The organism is Streptosporangium sp. NPDC049078 (assembly GCF_040648855.1).
Lineage (GTDB): Bacteria > Actinomycetota > Actinomycetes > Streptosporangiales > Streptosporangiaceae > Streptosporangium.
The window spans coordinates 1-20,218 of record NZ_JBEZEL010000030.1; the positions used below are offsets into that span (position 1 = coordinate 1).

General features: G+C 68.4%; 20 protein-coding genes and 1 tRNA gene. 11 read left to right on the plus strand and 10 right to left on the minus strand.

Going from position 1 to position 20,218, the window contains the following annotated elements; all coding sequences use genetic code 11:
* Positions 1–182: 182 nt before the first annotated feature.
* The 5 genes from AB0B90_RS36870 to AB0B90_RS36890 all read right to left on the minus strand — a co-directional run bounded on the left by AB0B90_RS36870 (position 183) and on the right by AB0B90_RS36890 (position 4,466).
* A complete protein-coding gene (locus AB0B90_RS36870; RefSeq protein WP_350945335.1) occupies positions 183–398 on the minus strand; it encodes an SHOCT domain-containing protein in 216 nt (71 codons plus the stop codon).
* A gap of 251 nt (positions 399–649) precedes the next feature.
* On the minus strand, positions 650–2,173 hold the full coding sequence (locus tag AB0B90_RS36875; RefSeq protein WP_362926560.1) for a cobyric acid synthase: 1,524 nt from the start codon (positions 2,171–2,173) through the stop codon (positions 650–652).
* Positions 2,170–3,138: a cobalamin biosynthesis protein gene (locus AB0B90_RS36880; RefSeq protein ID WP_362926601.1), complete on the minus strand. Its 969-nt coding sequence runs from the start codon at positions 3,136–3,138 to the stop codon at positions 2,170–2,172. Before AB0B90_RS36880 ends, AB0B90_RS36875 begins: the two co-directional genes overlap by 4 nt.
* A gap of 49 nt (positions 3,139–3,187) precedes the next feature.
* Entirely contained in the window at positions 3,188–3,994 is an 807-nt protein-coding gene (locus AB0B90_RS36885) for an aminoglycoside phosphotransferase family protein (RefSeq protein WP_362926561.1), read from the minus strand.
* Positions 3,995–4,052: 58 nt separating this feature from the next.
* Positions 4,053–4,466 (minus strand): hypothetical protein, encoded by a 414-nt coding sequence (locus tag AB0B90_RS36890; RefSeq protein WP_362926562.1) that lies wholly within the window; start codon positions 4,464–4,466, stop codon positions 4,053–4,055.
* A gap of 204 nt (positions 4,467–4,670) precedes the next feature.
* Between AB0B90_RS36890 and AB0B90_RS36895 the strand changes: the two genes are divergently transcribed.
* Positions 4,671–4,744 (plus strand) — tRNA-Arg (locus AB0B90_RS36895).
* Positions 4,745–5,526: 782 nt separating this feature from the next.
* Here AB0B90_RS36895 and AB0B90_RS36900 read toward each other — a convergent pair.
* Positions 5,527–5,790, minus strand: coding sequence for a hypothetical protein (locus tag AB0B90_RS36900; RefSeq protein ID WP_350945330.1), 264 nt, complete (start codon positions 5,788–5,790; stop codon positions 5,527–5,529).
* Here AB0B90_RS36900 and AB0B90_RS36905 point away from each other — a divergent pair.
* A complete protein-coding gene (locus tag AB0B90_RS36905; protein WP_350945329.1) occupies positions 5,783–6,337 on the plus strand; it encodes a hypothetical protein in 555 nt (184 codons plus the stop codon). The two genes, AB0B90_RS36900 and AB0B90_RS36905, sit on opposite strands and share 8 nt — an antisense overlap.
* Before the next feature lie 68 nt (positions 6,338–6,405).
* On the opposite strand, the gene AB0B90_RS36910 is transcribed toward AB0B90_RS36905, so the two are convergent.
* Positions 6,406–6,792 (minus strand): hypothetical protein, encoded by a 387-nt coding sequence (locus AB0B90_RS36910; RefSeq protein WP_362926563.1) that lies wholly within the window; start codon positions 6,790–6,792, stop codon positions 6,406–6,408.
* Between the two features lie 795 nt (positions 6,793–7,587).
* Here AB0B90_RS36910 and AB0B90_RS36915 point away from each other — a divergent pair.
* The gene (locus AB0B90_RS36915) at positions 7,588–7,899 is read left to right on the plus strand and encodes a hypothetical protein (protein WP_362926564.1); all 312 of its coding nucleotides are present in this window, start codon (positions 7,588–7,590) and stop codon (positions 7,897–7,899) included.
* A gap of 231 nt (positions 7,900–8,130) precedes the next feature.
* On the opposite strand, the gene AB0B90_RS36920 is transcribed toward AB0B90_RS36915, so the two are convergent.
* Positions 8,131–9,645: a family 43 glycosylhydrolase gene (locus AB0B90_RS36920; protein ID WP_350945326.1), complete on the minus strand. Its 1,515-nt coding sequence runs from the start codon at positions 9,643–9,645 to the stop codon at positions 8,131–8,133.
* 331 nt (positions 9,646–9,976) lie between these two features.
* Here AB0B90_RS36920 and AB0B90_RS36925 point away from each other — a divergent pair, with 331 nt between their 5' ends.
* Entirely contained in the window at positions 9,977–10,312 is a 336-nt protein-coding gene (locus AB0B90_RS36925) for a hypothetical protein (RefSeq protein ID WP_350945325.1), read from the plus strand.
* A gap of 222 nt (positions 10,313–10,534) precedes the next feature.
* A complete protein-coding gene (locus AB0B90_RS36930; RefSeq protein ID WP_350945324.1) occupies positions 10,535–11,806 on the plus strand; it encodes a YihY/virulence factor BrkB family protein in 1,272 nt (423 codons plus the stop codon).
* Here the strand turns inward: AB0B90_RS36930 and AB0B90_RS36935 are convergent.
* Both AB0B90_RS36935 and AB0B90_RS36940 read right to left on the minus strand, forming a co-directional pair.
* Positions 11,777–14,014, minus strand: a complete 2,238-nt coding sequence (locus AB0B90_RS36935) for a family 2 encapsulin nanocompartment cargo protein terpene cyclase (protein ID WP_350945323.1) — start codon at positions 14,012–14,014, stop codon at positions 11,777–11,779. The genes AB0B90_RS36930 and AB0B90_RS36935 overlap by 30 nt on opposite strands.
* 142 nt (positions 14,015–14,156) lie before the next feature.
* Positions 14,157–14,378: a hypothetical protein gene (locus AB0B90_RS36940; RefSeq protein ID WP_350945322.1), complete on the minus strand. Its 222-nt coding sequence runs from the start codon at positions 14,376–14,378 to the stop codon at positions 14,157–14,159.
* Between the two features lie 336 nt (positions 14,379–14,714).
* On the opposite strand from AB0B90_RS36940, the gene AB0B90_RS36945 reads away from it, so the two are divergent.
* The 6 genes from AB0B90_RS36945 (at position 14,715) to AB0B90_RS36970 (ending at position 20,129) form a co-directional block, all read left to right on the plus strand.
* A complete protein-coding gene (locus tag AB0B90_RS36945; protein ID WP_350945321.1) occupies positions 14,715–15,005 on the plus strand; it encodes a hypothetical protein in 291 nt (96 codons plus the stop codon).
* Positions 15,002–15,271, plus strand: coding sequence for a hypothetical protein (locus AB0B90_RS36950; RefSeq protein WP_362926565.1), 270 nt, complete (start codon positions 15,002–15,004; stop codon positions 15,269–15,271). The genes AB0B90_RS36945 and AB0B90_RS36950 overlap by 4 nt, the downstream gene beginning before the upstream one ends.
* A 270-nt stretch (positions 15,272–15,541) precedes the next feature.
* Entirely contained in the window at positions 15,542–16,807 is a 1,266-nt protein-coding gene (locus AB0B90_RS36955) for a GAF domain-containing protein (protein WP_362926566.1), read from the plus strand.
* Between the two features lie 98 nt (positions 16,808–16,905).
* Entirely contained in the window at positions 16,906–18,423 is a 1,518-nt protein-coding gene (gene adh / locus AB0B90_RS36960) for an aldehyde dehydrogenase (protein ID WP_362926567.1), read from the plus strand.
* Positions 18,423–18,872, plus strand: a complete 450-nt coding sequence (locus AB0B90_RS36965; RefSeq protein ID WP_350945317.1) for a DUF779 domain-containing protein — start codon at positions 18,423–18,425, stop codon at positions 18,870–18,872. Before adh ends, AB0B90_RS36965 begins: the two co-directional genes overlap by 1 nt.
* 84 nt (positions 18,873–18,956) lie before the next feature.
* Positions 18,957–20,129, plus strand: coding sequence for an XRE family transcriptional regulator (locus tag AB0B90_RS36970; protein WP_362926568.1), 1,173 nt, complete (start codon positions 18,957–18,959; stop codon positions 20,127–20,129).
* Positions 20,130–20,218: the final 89 nt, after the last annotated feature.

Genomic DNA, 20,218 nt, shown 5'->3' on the forward strand with positions numbered 1-20,218 from the left:
CGCAAGATCGGCCACGGCATCTACACCGCGACCACGGCTTCGCCCGGCCCCTTGCCAGCAGGCCAGAAACCCTAACTACCCGGCCTTGGGCGCTCCCCATTGAATGTGGACACCTTGAAGACTGGATCTTGAGGTCCAACGGCACCAACCTGACCGCAGCCCGACGCGCGACGCCGGTGGAACTACCAGTCCTGGGAGAGGCCCGACATCCGGCGGAGGTATTCGTCCTCGTCGATCTCACCGGCCGCGTAGCGGCGCTTGAGGATCTCGCGGGGACTGTCGGCGACGGGCTCGCGTTTCACCCCGCCTGCCACGGCGGCACGTACCCTCCTGGTCACGCCGAGGATCACCACCACGATCACCGCGATGACGACGAGCAACACCAGGATGCGGAACATCGTCGGCCTCCCCTACCTCCCCATCGGATTCGCCGGGGATCCATCGAGTTTACCCGGCGGAAGACCTTCCCCTTTTTCACCATCTGAACTGATTTATCCGTCTTCTCCCCTCAAAAGAGGCAGTACAGGGGATAAATCACCTGTCGCCTCGCTGGAACGGACACCGGTCTCAGCCCACGGAAGGACCGGCACCTCACCCGACGGAGGGAACCCCCGGCTCCGATCGCTTCGCCGGTCGCCTCCGGTGCACCTCACCCGACGGAGGAAGCGCCCGCCGAGAAATCCGGAGCCTCACGCGAGACCCCGCCGGGCGGCAGCGACGGCAGCCCCGCGGGAGCCCCGCCCTCCAGCAACCGGAGCAGGGCAGCGGTGTCGACGTTCCGCTCGATCAGGTCACCGAGCGCGTCCAGCCTCTCCTCCCTCAGCGCGGCGAACGACACATCCGGCGCCGGGGTGAAGTCGCGGCCGGAGACGGCGGCCACGTCGGCGAGGAAGGCCCGGCGGAAACCGTCGTTCTCCAGGGCGCCGTGCCAGGTGGTACCCCACACCGAACCGGCACGGCAGCCGTCCAGGAAGGGCTCGCCGCCGTCGGCCGTCACCACGCCGTGGTGGATCTCGTACGCGGAGACCGGGTGGCCGTACGCGGCACCGACCGGACGGCCCAGCGTCTTGTCCCCGGCGAACTCCACCGACGCGGGCAGCAACCCCAGCCCTTCGACCAGCCCCGCCCCCGACTCGACGTCGTCGCGGATGGTCCTGGCGAGCATCTGGTAACCGCCGCAGATGCCCAGCACCGCCCGCCCCGGCAGGGCGGCGGCCAGGCCGGTGGCACGGAGCCACCCCAGGTCGGAGACCGTGGCCCGAGAGCCCGGCAGCACCACCAGATCGGTGTCCTCCAACTCGCCCGGGGAGGTCACGAAGCGGACCACCACCCCGGGCTCCGAGGCCAGCGCGTCCACGTCCGTGAAGTTGGAGATCCTCGGCAGCCGCACCACCGCCACCCGCAGGGTCTGCCGACCGTACGGGACACGCGTCCCGGACGCGGGCCGGTTGTCCAGGGCGAGGGAGTCCTCGACGTCCATCCAGAGGCCGTCCAGCCAGGGCAGCACCCCGTACACCTCGCGGCCGGTCAGCTCCCTGATCATGTCCAGCCCCGGTTCGAGGAGCTCGGGCGCCCCGCGGAACTTGTTGATCACGAACCCGGCGATCAGCGCCTGGTCGGCGGGCTCCAGCAGCGCGACCGTCCCGTACAGCGCGGCGAAGACCCCACCCCTGTCGATGTCGCCGACCACGACGACCGGCAGGTTCGCGGCACGGGCCAGGCCCATGTTCGCGATGTCGCCCCTGCGCAGGTTGATCTCCGCCGGACTGCCCGCCCCCTCGCAGACCACCACGTCGTACGCGCCCCGCAACCGCTCGAGCGCGTCGACCGCGACCTGGCGGAGCCGCTCCTTGACGTCCCAGTACTCCATCGCGTCGACCTCGGCCATCGGCCTGCCCATCACCACGACCTGGCTGCGCCGATCGCTGCCCGGCTTGAGCAGGATCGGGTTCATGTCGGCGCTGGGTTCCAGCCCGCACGCGGCGGCCTGCATCGCCTGGGCCCTGCCGATCTCGGCGCCGTCCGCGGTGACGAAGGAGTTGAGCGACATGTTCTGCGCCTTGTACGGCGCGACCCTCACCCCCTGCCTGGCCAGCCAGCGGCAGATCCCGGCGGTGACGACGCTCTTGCCCGCGTCGGAGGTCGTCCCCGCGACCAGCAACGCCCCCTTCACCCCTTCCTCCCATACGAGCCCGCCCCGCGTGAACCTGGCCCGCGTGAACCTCGCCCGTACGAGCCCCGAACGGCGGCCAGGACGGCGAGCCCCGCCGCCGCCAGGCCGACCGCCCGCGCCAGCCGTACCGACCTGCGGATGTCCGCGACCGAGGGCGCGGGCCCCTCGCCCATCTCCGGCCGGTGCTCCACCCTGGTGCCGTACACGTTCACCCCTCCCAGAGTGAGGTCCAGCGCCCCCGCGAAGGCGGCCTCGCAGCGGCCCGCGTTGGGACTGGGATGGCGGTGGCCGTCCCTGCGCAGCACCGCCGCCGCCCGCCGCGCCGAACCGCCCACCAGCGGGGCGCCGAGCGCGGCGAGCAGCCCGGTGATCCGGGCGGGCACGAAGTTGGCGACGTCGTCGAGGCGGGCGGCGGCCCACCCGAAGCGCTCGTAGCGCGCGTTCCGGTGCCCCACCATCGCGTCCAGCGTGTTGACCGCCCGGTACGCGAGCAGACCGGGCACTCCGGCCACCGCACCCCAGAACAGCGGCGCCACCACCGCGTCCGAGGTGTTCTCCGCGATCGACTCGACGGTCGCCCTGGCGAGCCCGGACTCCCCGAGCCCCGACGGGTCACGCCCGCACAGGTGCGGCAGCCTCCCCCGCGCCCCCGCGAGATCGCCGTCCTCCAGGAATCCGGCCATCGCCGCACCCTCGCGGCCCAGCGTCGTACCGCCGACGACCGCCCACGTCGCAGCCGCGCTCAGCCCTGCCCGCACCACCGGGTTGCGCGGCCGGGTCGCGGCGTGACCGAGCAGCGCCACCGGGACCACGCACAGGGCCACATGGAGCACGCCTCTCGCCCGGCTGTCGCCGTACACCCGCCCCTCCATCCCGGCGGCGGCGGTGCCGAACAGCGCGACCGGATGCCCGCGCCGGGGATCGGCGAGCACGGCGTCGATCGCGACCCCGGCGAGCATCCCCACCCCTTCGGCCACTCCAGGTCTCTTCGGTCCCACTTTGGCGATCAGTCGGCTAAACGAGGTGTTCATGGAGTTCATCCTGGTGGGTCTCCAGCCACACACAGGCCCGCCGGATGCGCTCCCCCGCCCCACCGGCCCACATCCGGGCCCACCCGCCGTTCCCGCCCTGCGCCTCGGCCTTGGCCCGCATCGCGTGGTAGGAGCGGTCGAAGCGGAGCCGGGCGAGATCCAGCAGCCGACGGCGATCACGGGGCTCCAGGCCGTACGCGTCACAGAACAGGCGCAGCCGGGGACCGACGTCGAGACGACGCTGGAGCGGCTCCAGATCGAGGGGATCGGCGATCGGCGCCCAGTGCCGCAGCGTGGTCACCACGTCGAACAGCCGGGTCGTCGGCCGGGCCATGTCGAAGTCGATCAGCGCGGCGGGAAGCCCGTCACGGAAGATCACGTTGTCGAGGTTGACGTCGCAGTGCCCGACCAGCCGCGGCGCCGCGTCGTCGTTGGACCCCGCCTCCCAGACGGCCTCCCGCGGCGGGACGAACCCCTCGGCCGCGTCGTGAAAAGCGCGCAGCAGCCGCGCCAGCCCGGCCAGAGACTCCTCGGTGAGCGCGAACGAAGGCAACGGCCTCGCCGCGGACTCCCCCTCGACATAGCTCAGGATCTCCCTGCCCCGCTCGTCCACCCCCAGCGCCCGGGGAGCCCCCTCGAACCCAGAACGCTCCAAATGACGCAGGAGTGCGTGCACCGAAGCCGTGGAGGCCCTGCAGGGCCGCCGGACGGTGTCCCCGACCCGCACCACCCCGTCGGTGACATCACCGCCCAGAAGGGGAATCTCCTCTTGGGCCGTCGCGACGAACATGGCATACGAGCCTAGACCGCCCCGTCTCCTCAGGAGAACGATTCGGACAGACCGATCTTCACACGCCGGGACAGCCGGAAGCCGTTCTCACCGATCGACCGTCGCCGAGCCGGTCGGCCGTTCGCGCCCCTGCCCGGTCGCCGACCGCGCTTCGCGCCCTGATCTGGACGGTCTGGCCTGGCACGCCTTCGAGACGTACCACCACACGAGCGAGCAGGTCACGGATCTCGATCTGCCCGGCCTTCAACTCGGCGACATCCTGGGCGACGCGGTTGAGTTTCAGTTCCGTACCGCTCTGCCCGGCCCTGATCGCCGCGACATCGCCTTTGATCTCGGCGAGATCGGTCTCGACGGTGTCTACGCGCTCTTCGAGGTACGGCATGCCGACCAGCATAGATTTGGTGTCCGGCCCGGCAAGGGTGCGAATCGTGGAATCCCGAGCGAGGATCATCACTTCGATGCGCGGGGCCATCCACCCCGAAGCAGGAGCATAACCAGGCAAAGCCTGCCCTCGGGCCTTCCCTGGGCGCACCCTTGGACCTCCCGGCCCCGCTCGCCCACACCCGGCATCCGCGACGCTCCCTACAGGATCCGGAGGATTCACGGGGTGATCCTCACGACACAGCCAGGAAACCGATACATGAGCACTCCCCGGATCATGCACAATTAAGCGGGAGCACCCTTAGCTCAGCTGGATAGAGCACCGGACTTCTAATCCGACGGTCGCAGGTTCGAATCCTGCAGGGTGCGCTGCCAAGACCAGGTCATCTAGCCGCTGACCTGGTCTTTTGCTTGCCCGCGGCCCGGCCCCCTCATGCAGCCGTATGCCATCGCGGAACATACACGGAATGGACCGGCCCCCGCTTTCCCAGGTAGGACCGACGGTTCCGGAGGCTCGCGGAAGGATTCCGAGCCTTCTGTGGCACGCTACGGGGTGGTTCGTGATGTCGAGGTGTGGCACGATGCGGATCATGACGACCCGAAAGGCCGATGCCGCGTAGACGGCCGAGCGTCCTCCGTGCGCAAGTGTGGGCGAACCGCCGACGCTACCGCCCAACTCCCCAGATTCCCGGCCTCTCCAGCCGGACCCGTGCGGCCATCGCACGAATCGAGTTCCAGCACAACTGGCTGGGGCCCGGATCCGTTGCCGCAGCCTTCGCCGAGTACCAATGGTTCCTCCGCCAGCCAGGCCGCCACCTCTACCTGCCCGAACCGGCCTGTCCTTGCTGCGACCCCACAGAAGCCCGGGACACCCTGGAATACGCACTGAGGCGCCTCAGACGTTCGACCAAGGCAGAGTTCTCACGACTCGTGGCGAGGATGGATGAGGAGTTCTACCGCCGAACACTCCCCGATCCCCGGCCACATCGACAACCAGGCTTCTTCGGCGGATGGTGGTACCACCGCATTTACGAACGGTGATCGGTTTCCTACATGGCGAAGGGCCTCGGCGCGAACCGGGGCCCTTCCTGTTCCTGGTGTCCCATGCGTTCCTGGTGTCCCATGCGACTTCCTGGTGTCCCTGCGACGTCTCACACAGCAAGGGCATCCAGAATCCGCTGGTTGGCCACCTCACGCCGACAATCAGCGGCGACGCCGTGACAGTCGATGTCATCACGCAGGACGGCCACCAGCTCCGGCGGGATCGGCGCCGGCCGCGTCTCCTTCTCGTCCCGGTGCTTGAGACCGCGTTCGTCGTGGGTCTCCCTCGAGTCGGTGAACCGCTTCGGATGCTTCGCATTAACGACACCCGCTCGGAGCACGATGTGGAAGTTCGATAACCTACGGTTGACCATCCAGTCTGCCCTTCCTCCCATATACGGAGGCATTGGTTTCATGCATCGACGAGATGTCATCTCCGCCGGCTTGACTGCTCTGGTTCTGGTCAGCCTTCTGGTAACCCTGTGGAACACAGGCCGTAACGATCTGCGGATAGTCGTTGTCTTCTCCGCCTTCACTCTCCTCGCAGGTCTTGCCACGTGGATTCAGTTGAAGGGCCACGAGTCATCCGTGTCTCTTATGGTTTCATCCTTTGTTATGTGGCTCTTCGTGCTCGCCTGGCTTATCGGAACCCCTGCGTCCATGTATGCATTCATGATCACAGCGATCGTCGGAGCAGTATTGGCCGTCGCAGCGGGAATAGGCCACATGGAAGTCGAGAACGGCAGATGGGTCGGAGTCATTACTCAGGTTGCCCTGCTCCTCCTGGTGGCCTTCATAGCCCATCAGCGGTTCATTGAAGCCGGCTTCTGGATGGCGCTTGAGGTGTCCTCAGTCGGCCTAGCTGTGGTCCTGGTGGCGAGTTTCGCCATAGAACGCGCTCGAACCACACCAACAACATAGAACGATCGCCTGATGTCGGCTGATCTCCGCTCAGAGTCGAGGGCGTGGGCCAAACCTGCGGGCTGTTCTCAGGAGCAGCCGGTAAGGATCAGCGCCATGGTCAGGATGATCGAGACGATCGACGTCCACCCTCCCACGCAGAGCGCTGCCGCCAGCGCGAACGGGACTGCGCTCAGCAACCACCACCACAGCGGGGTCGCGCCCACCACCAATCCCATTTTGGAGAGGGTCGACACCCCGACAATCCAGTTCATCACCCCAAGAGCCAAGACCGCGCCCGCCCACAGCACCCTGCCCCTCTTGGTCATCGTCATCGGCGAACCGCGCGGTGTCATTTGGGCCACGGCATACAGAACGGCCATCCCGAAAAGCGCGGCAAAGACCAGGACGATCGGGCCCAACCCAAGTACGAAGACAGCGACGGCGTAAAGGCCGGGGCCGAACAACGCACCCACGAGCCCCACTCCGGTTATCTGACCAACGGTCCATGGCCAGTTCCGACCCGATATCCTCGCTTTCCATCTGACGGCTAACGCAGATGATCTCATCGTTGGATTGTAGCGTTGACAGCCTGGCCTATGCCTTTCGGATCTGGGTTGCTTACAGGTCGTCCGAGGTGGGCCGGCGATGATAGGTGACGACCGAAGCTGCCGATTCGGCAGCAAGCTCAGCGCAGTGGAGCGCAGGTGTCCACAGGTCGCTTCAGCAGGACAACACTTCCCACGCGACAAAACATCGTATGACCCTTGACGTAGTAGAGCTGCGTCGAATACGTGCTGAAATCACTTCTCGAGAACGCATGCCTACTGGTCAGAGCGCTTTCGAGGTGGCCATGTAAACCGTCAACACTCTGGACATCGCCGGACCGCCAGAAACGTACAGGCCCACAGTGTCGAGAGTCCTCATCGAAGCGGACCTTTTTCAAGATCCAGAACATGCGTGGATCCCCCTCACGGTGAAGATCACCCGCCCCTCCCGCCGCCGACGCAAGCACCTCACAGAACTCGCCTGAGCGGTCAGCTGCTCACTGCGTCAAGAGCGTTCAACGGAATGGCGTGATCTTCTTCCGGCACTCACCGGACGGATGCGGTTGCCGGTACGCGCGGGGTTGACGCGCTCCGGCTTGGACGTATCTTTTATTTAGGAAAGTTTCCTAAGAGCTCCCTCTGTTGCACATCCCCGGAGTAAGGCGCGAACCGGGTTGTACGGAACGTTGAACGGCCAGCTGTCACCAGTGTTCAGGAGAGAGTATGAGAAGAATCCTGCGTGTCCTCGCCGCGACCGTGCTCGCGGTGGGAGCCGTTACCGTCGGGTCGAGTGCGCTGAGCCCGGCGTCGGCAGGGGCCGACGGCTGTGACTACACCTTCGGTCAGAACTCGTTTTCCGCCCGATGCGCGACGATCGGCCCTGCCTACGAGTTCCGCGCGTGGGTCCAGTGCAGCAACGGCCGCAGGGACGGCGGATGGGTGACGACCAACAGCGGTCAGTGGAGCATGGCGAGCTGCGGACCAACGTGGACCGACCGCCTGAGCTACGGCGTGGACGTGCGTCCGCTCTCCTGACACGGGTATGACGGCACCGCCGGGGCGTGGCCGGCGGTGCCGTCGGCGAAGAGCTCCTATCACGATGAGGTGTGACAGGAACTCTTCGCCGTCCATGGGCGCCGCTTACCCGGGTGGAGGTTCTCAGCGCACCGGCACAGAAAGAGAACCGCCACGAGGAACAGGTTGTGCTCGAAGGCGAGCATGCCGGCCGTCGGCCGTCAGGTGATCAGACGCTGACGACGGTGCGGGTCATTCCAGGGTGAAGGTGGCACCGGCACGGAAGGTCGCCGAGCCGTCGTCGCGTTCCACCCACATCTGGAGGTCGCGATGGCGCAGGTAGTAGCCGGGGAAGTTGACGGACTCCAGCGACACCGCCGAACCGTCGGCCAGGCCGGTCCTGCGGGTGAAGGTGGCGTCGGCGCGGAAGATCGCCGAGCCGTCGTTGCGCTCCACCCACGCCTGGTGGTTACGGTGCCGCAGGTAGTAGCCGGGGAAATTGGTGGACTCCAGCGACACCGTCGTCCCACCGTTCAGCCCGGGGACGATCCTGAACTGGGAGTCGGCCAGCGGTGCGACGTTGGCGTCGATCCGGGCCCGATACTCCCAGTGCCGGACGAAACGGTCGGGCTGGTCGTAGGACCTCAGCCGCACCGGCGAGATCCCGTCGGGCACCGGGATGCCGAAGTCGGGGGTGCCGTCGGCCTTCCAGTACACCTTCTGGAGCCTGGTACGCCGGTTGGGATCGTTGAGCGGGTCGCCGGAGATGTCCCGGTAGTTGCGGTCGTGATAGACGAGGATGTCGCTCTGCCCGTCCTCGGAGACGGTGAAGGAGTTGTGCCCCGGCCCGTACTGACCGGTCGCGGCGTTGGTGGCGAACACCGGATTCTGGCTCTTGGTCCAGGAGGAGGCGTTGAGCAGGTCGGCCGAGGCCGAGGCGGTCAGCATGCCGAGGCAGTAGTTGGCGTCGGTGGCGCTGGCGGAGTAGGTGAGGAAGAGTCGGCCGTTGCGCTGGATCACCGACGGCCCTTCGGCGACCTTGTATCCGCGCGTCTCCCAGGCCAGGGTCGGCACGGTCAACCGGGTCGTCGGCCCGGTGATGGTCCACGGGTTGGTTCCCATCCGGGCGATGTACAGGTTCGAGTTGGTGGCGATGCCGGGTTCCTGCTGCGCCCAGGTCAGATACCGGACGCCGCCCGCGACGAACGTCGAGGCGTCCAGCGCGAAGGTGTCCCAGGGGGTGACGATCCGGCCGCGTTCGGTCCAGCTGCCGGTCAGAGGGTTGGCGGCACTGCTCTCCAGGACGTACATCCGGATCCGCCAGACGTCGTCGGCGCGGCCGGCGGCGAAGTAGACGTACCACTTGCCGTTGATGAAGTGGATCTCCGGCGCCCAGATGTGGGCTCCCATCTCACCGCTCGTGTGCTTGCGCCAGATCACCGTCTCCGGCGCGCTGGACAGACCCTGCAGGGTGGTGGCCCGGCGCAGCACGATGCGGTCGTACTCGGGAACGGTGGCGGTGAAGTAGTAGTAGCCGTCGGTGTGCCGGAAGATGTGGGGATCGGCTCGTTGCGCGGCCAGGGGGTTGGTGTACTGGACGGCCGGTGTGGCATGGGCGGCGGGAGCGGTCAGCAGGGTGGCGATCAGGCTCAGCACGACCATGGCGGCAGGCACCGCCAACCGCGACGGGCGGCGCAGGAGCTTTCGGCCTCGCGCCCACTGAATCGTCACGGTCTCGACCGCCGCGCGGGGGGTGATGCGCAGCATGCTCGCGTCTCCTCACAGATGTTAACGTTAACAAGAAACAGATGACGATCCGCGAAAGTCACATGCGGATTTCGCGGAGGTTTCCGCCCAAAGCGTTAACTCAAACATTGCTGCCGTCAAGAGCGACCGTCAATTCCCCACCGCCCCTGGCGCCTGATCGCTCCTCTGGCCCGGACGTTACCCAGGCACAGTGGGTCCGGCAGGCATTTCGGCGCGGCACGAGCCGCTCACTCGAACGCGGTAGGGCCGCCGGTTTCTGAGTATTCGTACCGGGACCGGTCAGGTAGCCGTACCGAGATCTCGGTGGCGATTCCCGGGCAGAGTCAAAGTCATGAGATCAGTTCGCGGCGTGTTCCGCTCCGCCTCCCGGTACAGGCGGGGAACCCTCGCCCTCGTCGTCAGCGGCCTGTACGTTCTGCTCGTCGTCGTCGGGCTCGTCATCGTCACGGTCGGCATGAGCGGGTCGGACGAGCAGGGCCTGTCGGCGGTCACGTTGATCCTGGTGACCCTGCCGCTCTCGTGGCTCGTGATGATGATCCCCGGGGAGGCCCTTCCTGTCGGCGCGCACCTGGCCCTGCTCATCGTCGCCGGGCTGGTCCAGGCCTGGTTGCTGTGGTTCCTGCTGCGCGGACCGCGAAAAGAGGCGCCCCCGCCTCAGGAGAGATGACGGACACCGGCCCTGAGGGCTCCGGACCGGCTCACCGTGTTCGCGATCCGCGTCAAGGATCCGGTCCGGGGCAAGGATCCGGCCCGGGCAGGGCATGGGGTGCCGACGGCGTTGTTCGCCGCGGCGGCGCGCCGGGTCGCTCCGCTCCGGATGTCACAGGACCCGCGACGTCACCCGACTCACCAGCGGTGAAACGCCCGCTTGGGGGTAGGGTGCGCAATCATGAAGGCCACCTCCGGGGCGAGCCGGTGGACCAGCGGGTTCGTCGGAGCATGGACCGCGGTACGGAACCGGTGCGGTTGGTTCGACCATCTTGTCCGGGCGGCCGTCCACTACGACCGCACCGACGCGGGCCGCCTGTCCGCGGGAATGACCTACTACGCGTTCTACGCCACCTTCGCGCTCGCGCTGCTGTCCTTCGTGATCATGGGCCATGTGCTGGACACACCGGCCGCGCTCGGTCAGGTGGAGGACTACCTGAGCGACACGTTCCCGCGACTGGACGTGCAGGCACTGCGCGACGCGCGGGACACGGCGGGGCTGATCGCCTTCTTCGGCCTTCCGCTGACCGGCGTGTTCTGGATCGACTCGATGCGCTCCTCCATCCGGGCGGTCTGGGGCCTGGAGCAGTATCCGGGCGGTTTCTTCCTGCGGTGGCTGCTCGACCTGGCCGTGATGGTCGCGCTCGGGCTGCTGCTCTCGATCTCGCTCACCCTCTCCTTCGGCACCCAGAGCGCGCTCATCTGGCTGGCCGAGCATACGATCGGGGTCGAGGCGCTACCGGCGCGCTGGGCCCTGTCCACGACCACCTTCGTGCTCGGCATCTGCGTGAACTTCCTGCTCTCGACGGCGTTGATGACGCTGCCCCCTCGGCTGCGCCTGTCGCCACGGCGGGTCGTCGGACCGGCCCTCGTCATCACCATCGGCCTGGAGTTGCTGAAGACGATCGGACAGGTCTATTTCAACATCAGTTCAGCGAATCCCGCGTACAAGGTGGTCGCGGGCGCGGTGGGCATGTTGCTCTTCCTGAAACTGGTGAACGTGCTCATCCTGTTCGCCGCCTCGCATGCCGCGACCAGCCGCCACGGCACGGTCCTCGACCTGGCCACGCGGCAACCTGTCGGCGAACCACGGACCGAGGTCGTCACCGCACCGGCGATCCCCGAGATCAGGACGGGGCCATCGGCACAGACGGGCCCGGAGGAGAAGCCGCGGACGGACGACGAGGAGACGACCCCGGAGGCACAGACGGACCCGCGAACAAAACGGGAGACGGAAGCGCAGGCGTGGGTGCGGCCACGACCCGTGCCACGCAGGTACGACTTCAGAACGCGACGGGCGCGCTCCTCTGCGAGGGGCAGCCGAGATTTTCCTGAGGACCGTCGAGCCCAGACGGCCGCCCCTCACCCGCCGACACCTCCGGTGAGACAGTGGGAAGGCTCCGGCCCCGAACCCCCTGTCGCGTCAGGAGAGCGAGGCCGGCACCGCCCGTAGCGGGGATCCGACGCGTGCGGCCGCGGTGCCGAGCCCGGAGAGGACGAGAGGACGTGTCGTCGCGGGTGGGTGGTGCAGCTCGGCCTCGTCGTAGCGGCGGGTCTTCATGTGCCACAGCAGCACACCCGCCATCCAGTCCTGCAGCTCCCGCACGTATCCGTCGAGCGTCTTCCTCGCTTCTCCGTCGAGGTCGAAGTCGTCGAAGAGGGCGGGGAGCTCGGTGGCGACGATGTGCTCGAACTGCCGCATCCTCGACGTCATCAGGTCGTTGACGATGTCGGCCGCCTTCGGCGGATCGCAGTTCAGGAAGTCCTGGACGACGAGCACGCAGTTGTGCAGCTCGCCCTCGAACTGGATCTCCTTCTGGTACGAGCAGAGGTCGTTGACCAGGCAGGCGTAGTCGGCGGCCGAGTCGTCCAGCCCGCGCATCGTCCGGGTGCGGTAGATCTCGGGCGGCACCGCCTCGCCGTGGGCCAGGCGCGACAGGCTCATCGTGAGGTCGGAGCCGAAGGTCCTGCGGCGCATCTCGATGTAGTCGACCGGGTCGGGGACCCGGTTCTGGATGTGGTTGGCCAGCTCCCACAGCCAGCTCTCCGTCATGTCCTGGACGGCCCGGCGAAACCTGGCGCGCGCGCTCTCCGTCATGGAGGCCGCCGTACGGAACCACAGGTCGGCGAGGCCGCGCTCGATCGGGTTGACCGGCGGCGGGGTGGCCGAGAGGTCGAGCGGCATGAACGCCGACAACCGCTCGTTGAACACCTTCGCACCCGCCATGTCGCGGCGGGACCCGAACACGACCGGGAAGTAGTCGTCGGCGTAGGTTCCCCAGGTGAGCCAGAAGGTCGAGATGTCCAGCTCGGGGCCGGGGGCGTCCGGATTGATGGCTCCCGCGCAGATGGCGAAGTCGTAGGTGTCGAGCTTGTGCTCGGTCCAGATCGCCAGCCCGGGAAAGCCGGGCAGCTGCTCGAACATCCCCATCTCGCGCGCCCATTCCACCGTGTTGCGGCGGGCGCTGTCGAGGTTGGGATTCATCCGGGCCGTGTACGGCATGTAGATCTCGGGCAGCGACAGCGGCCCCACCTTCCTGAGCGGGACGTGGGTGTGGCTTCTCGGGCCCCCCGGGCCCGTGATGCCGGGCGCCAGCCGGATGCGCGCCGCCGAGACGCCCAGGCCCGTGGGCCCGCCGAGGAGGGCCGGGGCCACCGGGTCGGCCCGCGAGGCCCCGTTCATGTAGCGGCTGGAGCGCATGTGCCACTCGTGGCCGCCCGACTGCCAGTCCTGGAGCCCCTTGACGTAGGCGAGGACGTCGAGGCGGGACTTCAGGTCCAGGCCGTGCTCCTCGAAGAGCGGGGGCAGCTCGGTGAGCGCGGTGTTCTCGAACTGGTGCAGCCGGGAGGTGATCAGGTCGTTGACCGCGTCGGCGGCCCGCTGGGTGTCGTAGCCCAGGAACCGCTCGAAGACCAGGACGCCGTTGCTGAGCTCGCCCTCGTCGCCGACCTCCCGCTCGTAGGAGAAGAGGTCGTTGCGCAGGTGCACCCCGTCGGAGAAGGTGTCTCGCAGCACGCGCATCGGCCTGCTCGCGGCGATGACGGCCGGGACCTCGGCGCCCGCGGCGTGCTCGACCAGGTTCGCCGACCAGGGGGCGCCGCCGACCTTGCGCCGCATCTCGATGTATTCGATCGGGTTGGCGACGCGTCCCGCGTTGATGTTGGCGAGCTCCCACAGGGACTCGTCGAGCAGGTTCTTCGTGCTCTCGACGAAGCGTGCCCGCCAGTCGGCGGACATCGCCGGGATCGTCCGGGCCCACAGGTCGGCCAGGCCGCGCTCCACCGGGTTCTCCGGCTCGGGAGGCGGCCCCGTGGGATGCACCGGCATGAAGGCCGCCAACCTGTCGAGGTATTCCTTCGCCCCCGTCAGGTCGCCACTGCGCTTGAAGGTCTCCAGGAAGTGGTCGTCGAAGAAGAAGACCCACACGTACCAGTCGGTGATGAGGTCGAGCTCGGCGGCGGGGGCGTCGGGGTGGGTGTAGGCGCACAGCAGGCCGTAGTCCATGGCGTCGAGCTTGCGCTCGTCCCAGATGCCGAGGTCGGGGTCGAGGATGCCCATGTCGTACGCCCAGGCCCTGGTGTGCTCTCGCGCGGTCTCCACGTGGGGGTTCAGCCTGGCCGGATACGGCAGATAGAAGTCAGGAAGCTCGAAGGGTTGCATGTTCTGTCCTTCCGTATCCGATATCGACGCGTCCGGGAGCGCCCTGGGCATCAGGGGGCATGACGAGTCGACGAGGCGGCTCCCTTACCCGGGAGCCACGACAGGCAGAACGCTACGCAACGACCACGGAGAGTGAAAGGGATTACCCCGAATAGGCCATGGCACGATCAGGACATCCGGCGCCCGCCGACCGGTGCTCCTCGCGACCCGGGCGCGACACGGCGGTCGCGAGGTCGCGGAGCCGGTCGGCGAACGCGAGCGCCTGCTCCGGTGTCATGCGGGGCTCGACGCCGACGTAGAAGACCACGATGTCCCCGCTCGGGGAGGTCGTGGCGGCGAAAGGAAGGGAGGGGGTGATAACCATGATGGAGCCATCCTTCCCTGCCCCACCGACAATTCGCAGGTCCTTTTACGCTCGCCGACGTCGTTGGCAAGTCACCTTCCACATGTCGAACAAGCCGCCCCAGGAGAACGGAGGTCGGTGACGGTAGGGGGCGAGGCAGGCGTCAACGCCGCCGACATCGCGCGGATGGCTGTGAGAGCCGTTCGGCAGGAAGATCGGTCAGAGAGACACGGCACGCTCGCCTCGCTGCTCATGCAGCATCATGTCGCGAAACGTCGGTGGCCGGATGTCGTCCGAGTGGCTGCGGAGTCACTGCCGCCGTTTTAGGCTGGTGGCAAGAACGGAAAGGTGACAGCGATGACCGCTCAGCCCGTTGGCGGACATGAGACCAGGCAGCCGAGGGTGCCTCGGACCATCGGCGCGATCTCCGACGCGCTACGTGGTGGCCGCCGCGCCCAGTTCTTCGCCGAATTGCTGGAAGCTCAACAGGGGCCGGAGCTGGACGGTGTCCTGAGCGCGTGGTGGGGCCGGGCGATGCTCGACACCGATCCCGACCGCGACCGAGTTCACGCTGCCGCCGAGGCAGGCACGTTGCGGACATCGACCATGGAAGAGGTCGCCCGTCGGCGGGAGCACGTCGTTTCGTGAGCGAGAACGACGACCTGTGGCCGGTTCTCCCTTCCGAGACGGTGGCCGACACTCTCGCTGATCCCGCCGTGTCCGCCGAGGTGTTCTCCACGGTGGCCGCGCTGACGGTGGCGATCTGCGAGAACCCCTGGCTGCTCGGAAGCAATCAGCTTGGCGCCGATCCTGACTGGCGGGAAATTCTGATCCCCCACGGATACGGCATCGCCGAATACCGGATCAACCGAGACGATCAGCATGTGATCCTGACACGAGTCGTCCTGTTCTGATGGCTTGTACGGCCATGACGGCCACTTAACTCTTTCCAACCGCTCGAATACTTTTCGTCAACGGCATACCGGCGCCTTCGACCGCAGGCGTCTGATCTCTGTCACCGCCCGCACGACCCAGCCCTCGTCCAGCCGCCCTGGGCCGGCCTCACGGGAGAAGGGGGACGGCGCCTTCGGGGAATCGTCCACGTGAACGCGCGTCCCGAAGGGGTGCGTCCCGGCGCACGGTGAGGCATCATCACGGTAGGCGTCGACGGGTTTGAGGCAGGCATGGAAGGAAGCCAGGCGCTACGCCGGCATCGCACCAACCTGGAGCTGGAGTGGGCACGCTGGGTCCAGGGCGGGCGTCCGCATGACCGCGAGCGGCTCAGGAAGGAGATCGTCGACTCCTGGGGCCGGTCCATCGCGACGGTGAGGCCCGAGCAGGACAGCGCCCCCGAGGAGGGTGAGGCCCCGCAGCGCTGGAGAGCCTCGCCGTTGCGCGAGCCCCTGGACACGGTCGCCGACGAGTTGCGCGGGATCGCCGAGGACGGCGGTTTCATCGCGGCGGTCACCGACGAGACGGGCACCATCATGTGGACCTGCGGCGGCCGGGTCATGCGACGGCGGGCCGAGGCGGTGAACTTCGCCCCGGGAGGGCGCTGGGACGAACAGGCGATGGGCACCAACGCCCTCTCCCTCGCGCTGCGCACCGGCCGCCCGACCCAGGTGTTCTCGGCCGAACACCTGGTGCGTGCCCTGCACGGGTGGGTCTGTTACTGCGCCCCGATCCGGTCTCCCGGCGGCCGGGTTCTCGGCGTGCTCGACCTGTCGAGCACCTGGGAGCGCTCGCATCCCCTCGCCATGCCCGCGCTGCACACCCTGGTCGGCGCCATCGAGAGCCGGCTGGCCGAACGGATGAGCCCTCCGTCCGCGAGCGGACCCTCCGTTCAGGGCTTCTTCGCCGGAGGTACCGACAAGAAGAGCGGCCTGCGGCTGCGCGCCCTCGGCGGTGCCGAGCTGACCCGTGACGGCGTTCCCCTGAAACTGCCCCCTCGCCAGCTGGAGATCCTCACCCTGCTCGCTCTCTCGGGACCGCAGGGGCCCGGAATGTCCCCCGAGCGGCTGATGGACGAGCTGTACGGCGAGCGGCACGTCGCCGCGACCACCCTCAAGGCGGAGGTCTCCCACCTGCGGCGGGCGCTCTCCGGCGCGCTGGCCACCCGGCGCTACGAGCTGACCGCGCCCCTGGACTGCGACGCCGCCGAGGTGCTCGCCGCGCTGAGCGCCGGGCGGGTGGAGACGGCGGCGCGGCTCTACGGCGGCCCTCTGCTGCCGTGGTCGGACGCGCCGGGGGTCAGGACCTGGCGCGAGCACATCGAGGTCGCGCTGCGTGAGGCGGTGCTGCGCTGGCCCGGCCCGGGACCGGTGTTCCGCTTCGGCGAGCTGCACCCGTACGACCTGGAGATACACGAGCGGACCCTCGCGGTCCTCGGGGCCGATGACCCGCGCAGGGCCGTGGCGCTCGCCCGCCACCGCACGGCGCGGAGCGACTGACCTCGCCCCTCCCCCGGCATCGGCCGGACGCCAACCTTTCACCAACCTCGGCCCTCCATCGTTGGCTCTGTTACAGCCATGTGAAGGAAGGCGGAGTCATGGTCTACACACCACCCGGTTCCGAAGGAAGCATCGTCACCTACGCCGCCCGGTACGACAACTTCATCGGCGGCGAGTGGGTGCCCCCGGTGAACGGGGAGTACTTCGACAACCCGAGCCCGGTCACCGGGAAGACCTTCACCAGCGTGGCCCGCTCCACCGCGGCCGACGTAGACCTGGCGCTGGACGCCGCCCACCGCGCGGCCGACTCCTGGGGCCGGACCTCGCCCGCCGAACGGTCGAACATCCTCAACCGGATCGCCGACCGTATCGAGGAGAACCTGGAGCGGCTCGCCGTCGCCGAGACCTGGGAGAACGGCAAGCCGGTGCGCGAGACGCTCGCCGCGGACCTGCCGCTCGCCGTCGACCACTTCCGCTACTTCGCCGGGGTGATCCGCGCCCAGGAGGGCGGGATCAGCCAGCTGGACGAGGACACCGTCGCCTACCACTTCCACGAGCCGCTGGGCGTGGTGGGCCAGATCATCCCGTGGAACTTCCCCATCCTGATGGCGGTGTGGAAGCTCGCCCCCGCCCTGGCCGCGGGCAACTGCGTCGTCCTCAAGCCCGCCGAGCAGACTCCCGCCAGCATCCTGCTGGTGATGGAGCTCATCGCCGATCTGCTCCCGCCCGGTGTGATCAACGTCGTCAACGGGTTCGGCGCGGAGGCGGGCCGGCCTCTCGCCTCCAGCCCGCGCGTGGCGAAGGTGGCCTTCACCGGCGAGACCACGACCGGGCGGCTGATCATGCAGTACGCCTCGGAGAACATCATCCCGGTGACGCTGGAGCTCGGCGGTAAGAGCCCGAACATCTTCCTTCCCGACGTCACGGCCTCCGACGACGACTTCCTGGACAAGGCCGTCGAGGGTTTCGTGATGTTCGCCCTGAACCAGGGCGAGGTGTGCACCTGTCCCTCGCGGGCCCTGATCCACTCGTCCATCTACGACGAGTTCATGAGCAGGGCGCTCGACCGTACCAGGGCGATCGTCGGCGGCGACCCGCTGGACCCGGCCACCATGATCGGCGCGCAGGCGAGCAACGACCAGTACGAGAAGATCCTGTCCTACATCGACATCGGGCTGAAGGAGGGGGCCGAGCTGCTCACCGGCGGCGGCCCGCGCACGGTTCCCGGTCTGGACGGCGGCTACTACATCGAGCCGACGGTCTTCAAGGGCAGTAACGACATGCGCGTCTTCCAGGAGGAGATCTTCGGGCCGGTCGTCTCGGTGACGACCTTCGACTCGGAGGACGAGGCCTTGAAGATCGCCAACGACACCCTGTACGGCCTGGGCGCCGGGGTGTGGACCCGCGACGTGAACGCCGCCTACCGGTTCGGCCGGGCGATCAAGGCCGGGCGGGTGTGGACCAACTGCTACCACGCCTATCCCGCGCACGCCGCGTTCGGCGGTTACAAGCAGTCGGGCATCGGTCGCGAGAACCACAGGGCGATGCTGGACCACTACCAGCAGACGAAGAACATGCTGGTCAGCTACTCGCCCAAGAGACTGGGCTTCTTCTGATGCCGACCGGCCCCACCGGTGAGCCGCATCCGCTCCGAGTGGAGCGGGTGCGGCTCAGCCCCGCGGCCGAGGAACTGCTGACCGTGCTCCACCGGCGACACGGCCCGTTGATGTTCCACCAGTCGGGCGGTTGCTGCGACGGCAGCTCGCCCATGTGCTATCCCCGGGGCGAGTTCCGGGTCGGCGGCGTGGACCTGCTGCTGGGCGTGCTGGCCCTGGACACCCCGTTCTGGATCAGCGCCTCCCAGTACGCCTACTGGCAGCACACCCATCTCACGGTGGACGTGGTTCCCGGCCGTGGCAGCGGATTCTCCCTGGAGGCCCCCGAGGGGGTGCGCTTCCTCATCCGTTCCCGGCTGTTCACCGACGAGGAGGCCGAGCGGATTCTGGCGGAGCCTCCCCCACCGAGCGGCGCCGACCGTGATACGGGGACATACAACATCAAATAGGGTCACAGCGGGAGTACGATGCACGGAAATGAAGTGTCGGCGGTGATCGCCTGACACCGGGCGAAGCGTGAGCGGAGGTCGCCCATGGACCGGCGGAACTCCGCACAGAGCCCGCAGGCCGTCGCCGACGCGTTCGACCAGGGGCGGCTCACCCAGGCCAGGCAGCTGGCGGGGATGACGAAGAAGGGCCTCGCCGAGCGGATCGGGGTCACCCCCGCGGCGGTGGGACAGTACGAGACGGGCGTGAGCCGCCCCCGGCCCGACCTCGTTCCCCGCCTGGCCGACGCCCTCGGCGTGCCGCCGGCGTTCTTCCTGCTGGGCCGCCCGCACGGCAGGCTGGACGGCTCCATCGCGCACTTCGGGAGCCCGCGCTCCGCCCGCGCGTACCAGCGGGCCAGGGCCGCGGCCTTCGTCGAGCAGGTCTGGGAGCTGGCCCACGCGCTGGAGAGTCAGGTCGGGCTGCCCCCCGTCGTCCTTCCCAATCCCTCCGGCGGCGAGGTCCACTCCGGCGTGGAGTCGCCCGGCGACCCCGCCCGGGCCGCCCGCGCGCTACGGCGGCTCTGGGAGCTGGGTACCGGCCCGCTGTCGCACCTCGTCCGGCACATGGAGGCCCACGGGATCGTCGTGGTCTTCCTCCCACCCGGCGAGGACGACGAGGACGACAAGGACACCGTCACGGTGGACGCCTTCTCCACCTCCCGGCTGCCCCGCCCGATCGTGGTGCTGACCGCCAACCGGTGCGACGACGTTCACCGCCACCGGTTCACCGCCGCCCACGAGCTCGGCCACCTGGTGCTGCACGGCGACGCGGCCTCGGGAGACGTCCGGCAGGAGCGGGAGGCCGACGTCTTCGCCGCCGAGTTCCTCACCCCGCGCGACAGCATCCTGCCGGAGCTGCCGGACCGCCTCGACCTGCGCGGGCTGGTCGAGCTCAAGCGCACCTGGGGCGTGCCGGTCGACTCCCTGCTGCATCGCTGCCGCGAGGCCGGTCTGATCTCCGATTCCGCGGCGAGCCGCGCCCACCGGCGGCTCAAGACGTTGCGCGACCAGCCGGGCTTCGCCGCCGAGCCGATCGGCGGCCACCCAGACGAGCAGCCCGTGCTGCTGCACCGGGCCTTCGAGCTCGCCGCCTCGCAGACCGGCCTGACCACGGAACTGCTCGCCGCCCAGCTGGCCTGGCCCGTCTCACGGGTGCGCGAACTGCTCGACCTGCCCGACCTGCCCGACCATCGCCCGGCGCTGCGTCCGGTGCCCTGACCGCTCCTTCGCGGCACCGGCCGCCGGTCGCGCCGTGCGGCGACGCTCGTCGCGACCGCTTCGCGGAGCCTCCCCTCCCGTGACCACCC

Excerpts from the sequence above, each read along its gene's own strand:
- AB0B90_RS36870 (WP_350945335.1), bottom strand. The coding sequence starts at position 398 with ATGTTCCGCATCCTGGTGTTGCTCGTCGTCATCGCGGTGATCGTGGTG.
- AB0B90_RS36885 (WP_362926561.1), bottom strand. The coding sequence starts at position 3,994 with ATGTTCGTCGCGACGGCCCAAGAGGAGATTCCCCTTCTGGGCGGTGAT.
- AB0B90_RS36890 (WP_362926562.1), bottom strand. The coding sequence starts at position 4,466 with ATGGCCCCGCGCATCGAAGTGATGATCCTCGCTCGGGATTCCACGATT.
- AB0B90_RS36900 (WP_350945330.1), bottom strand. The coding sequence starts at position 5,790 with ATGGTCAACCGTAGGTTATCGAACTTCCACATCGTGCTCCGAGCGGGT.
- AB0B90_RS36915 (WP_362926564.1), top strand. The coding sequence starts at position 7,588 with ATGAGAAGAATCCTGCGTGTCCTCGCCGCGACCGTGCTCGCGGTGGGA.
- AB0B90_RS36920 (WP_350945326.1), bottom strand. The coding sequence starts at position 9,645 with ATGCTGCGCATCACCCCCCGCGCGGCGGTCGAGACCGTGACGATTCAG.
- AB0B90_RS36925 (WP_350945325.1), top strand. The coding sequence starts at position 9,977 with ATGAGATCAGTTCGCGGCGTGTTCCGCTCCGCCTCCCGGTACAGGCGG.
- AB0B90_RS36930 (WP_350945324.1), top strand. The coding sequence starts at position 10,535 with ATGAAGGCCACCTCCGGGGCGAGCCGGTGGACCAGCGGGTTCGTCGGA.
- AB0B90_RS36935 (WP_350945323.1), bottom strand. The coding sequence starts at position 14,014 with ATGCAACCCTTCGAGCTTCCTGACTTCTATCTGCCGTATCCGGCCAGG.
- AB0B90_RS36940 (WP_350945322.1), bottom strand. The coding sequence starts at position 14,378 with ATGGTTATCACCCCCTCCCTTCCTTTCGCCGCCACGACCTCCCCGAGC.
- AB0B90_RS36945 (WP_350945321.1), top strand. The coding sequence starts at position 14,715 with ATGACCGCTCAGCCCGTTGGCGGACATGAGACCAGGCAGCCGAGGGTG.
- AB0B90_RS36955 (WP_362926566.1), top strand. The coding sequence starts at position 15,542 with ATGGAAGGAAGCCAGGCGCTACGCCGGCATCGCACCAACCTGGAGCTG.
- adh (WP_362926567.1), top strand. The coding sequence starts at position 16,906 with ATGGTCTACACACCACCCGGTTCCGAAGGAAGCATCGTCACCTACGCC.
- AB0B90_RS36965 (WP_350945317.1), top strand. The coding sequence starts at position 18,423 with ATGCCGACCGGCCCCACCGGTGAGCCGCATCCGCTCCGAGTGGAGCGG.
- AB0B90_RS36970 (WP_362926568.1), top strand. The coding sequence starts at position 18,957 with ATGGACCGGCGGAACTCCGCACAGAGCCCGCAGGCCGTCGCCGACGCG.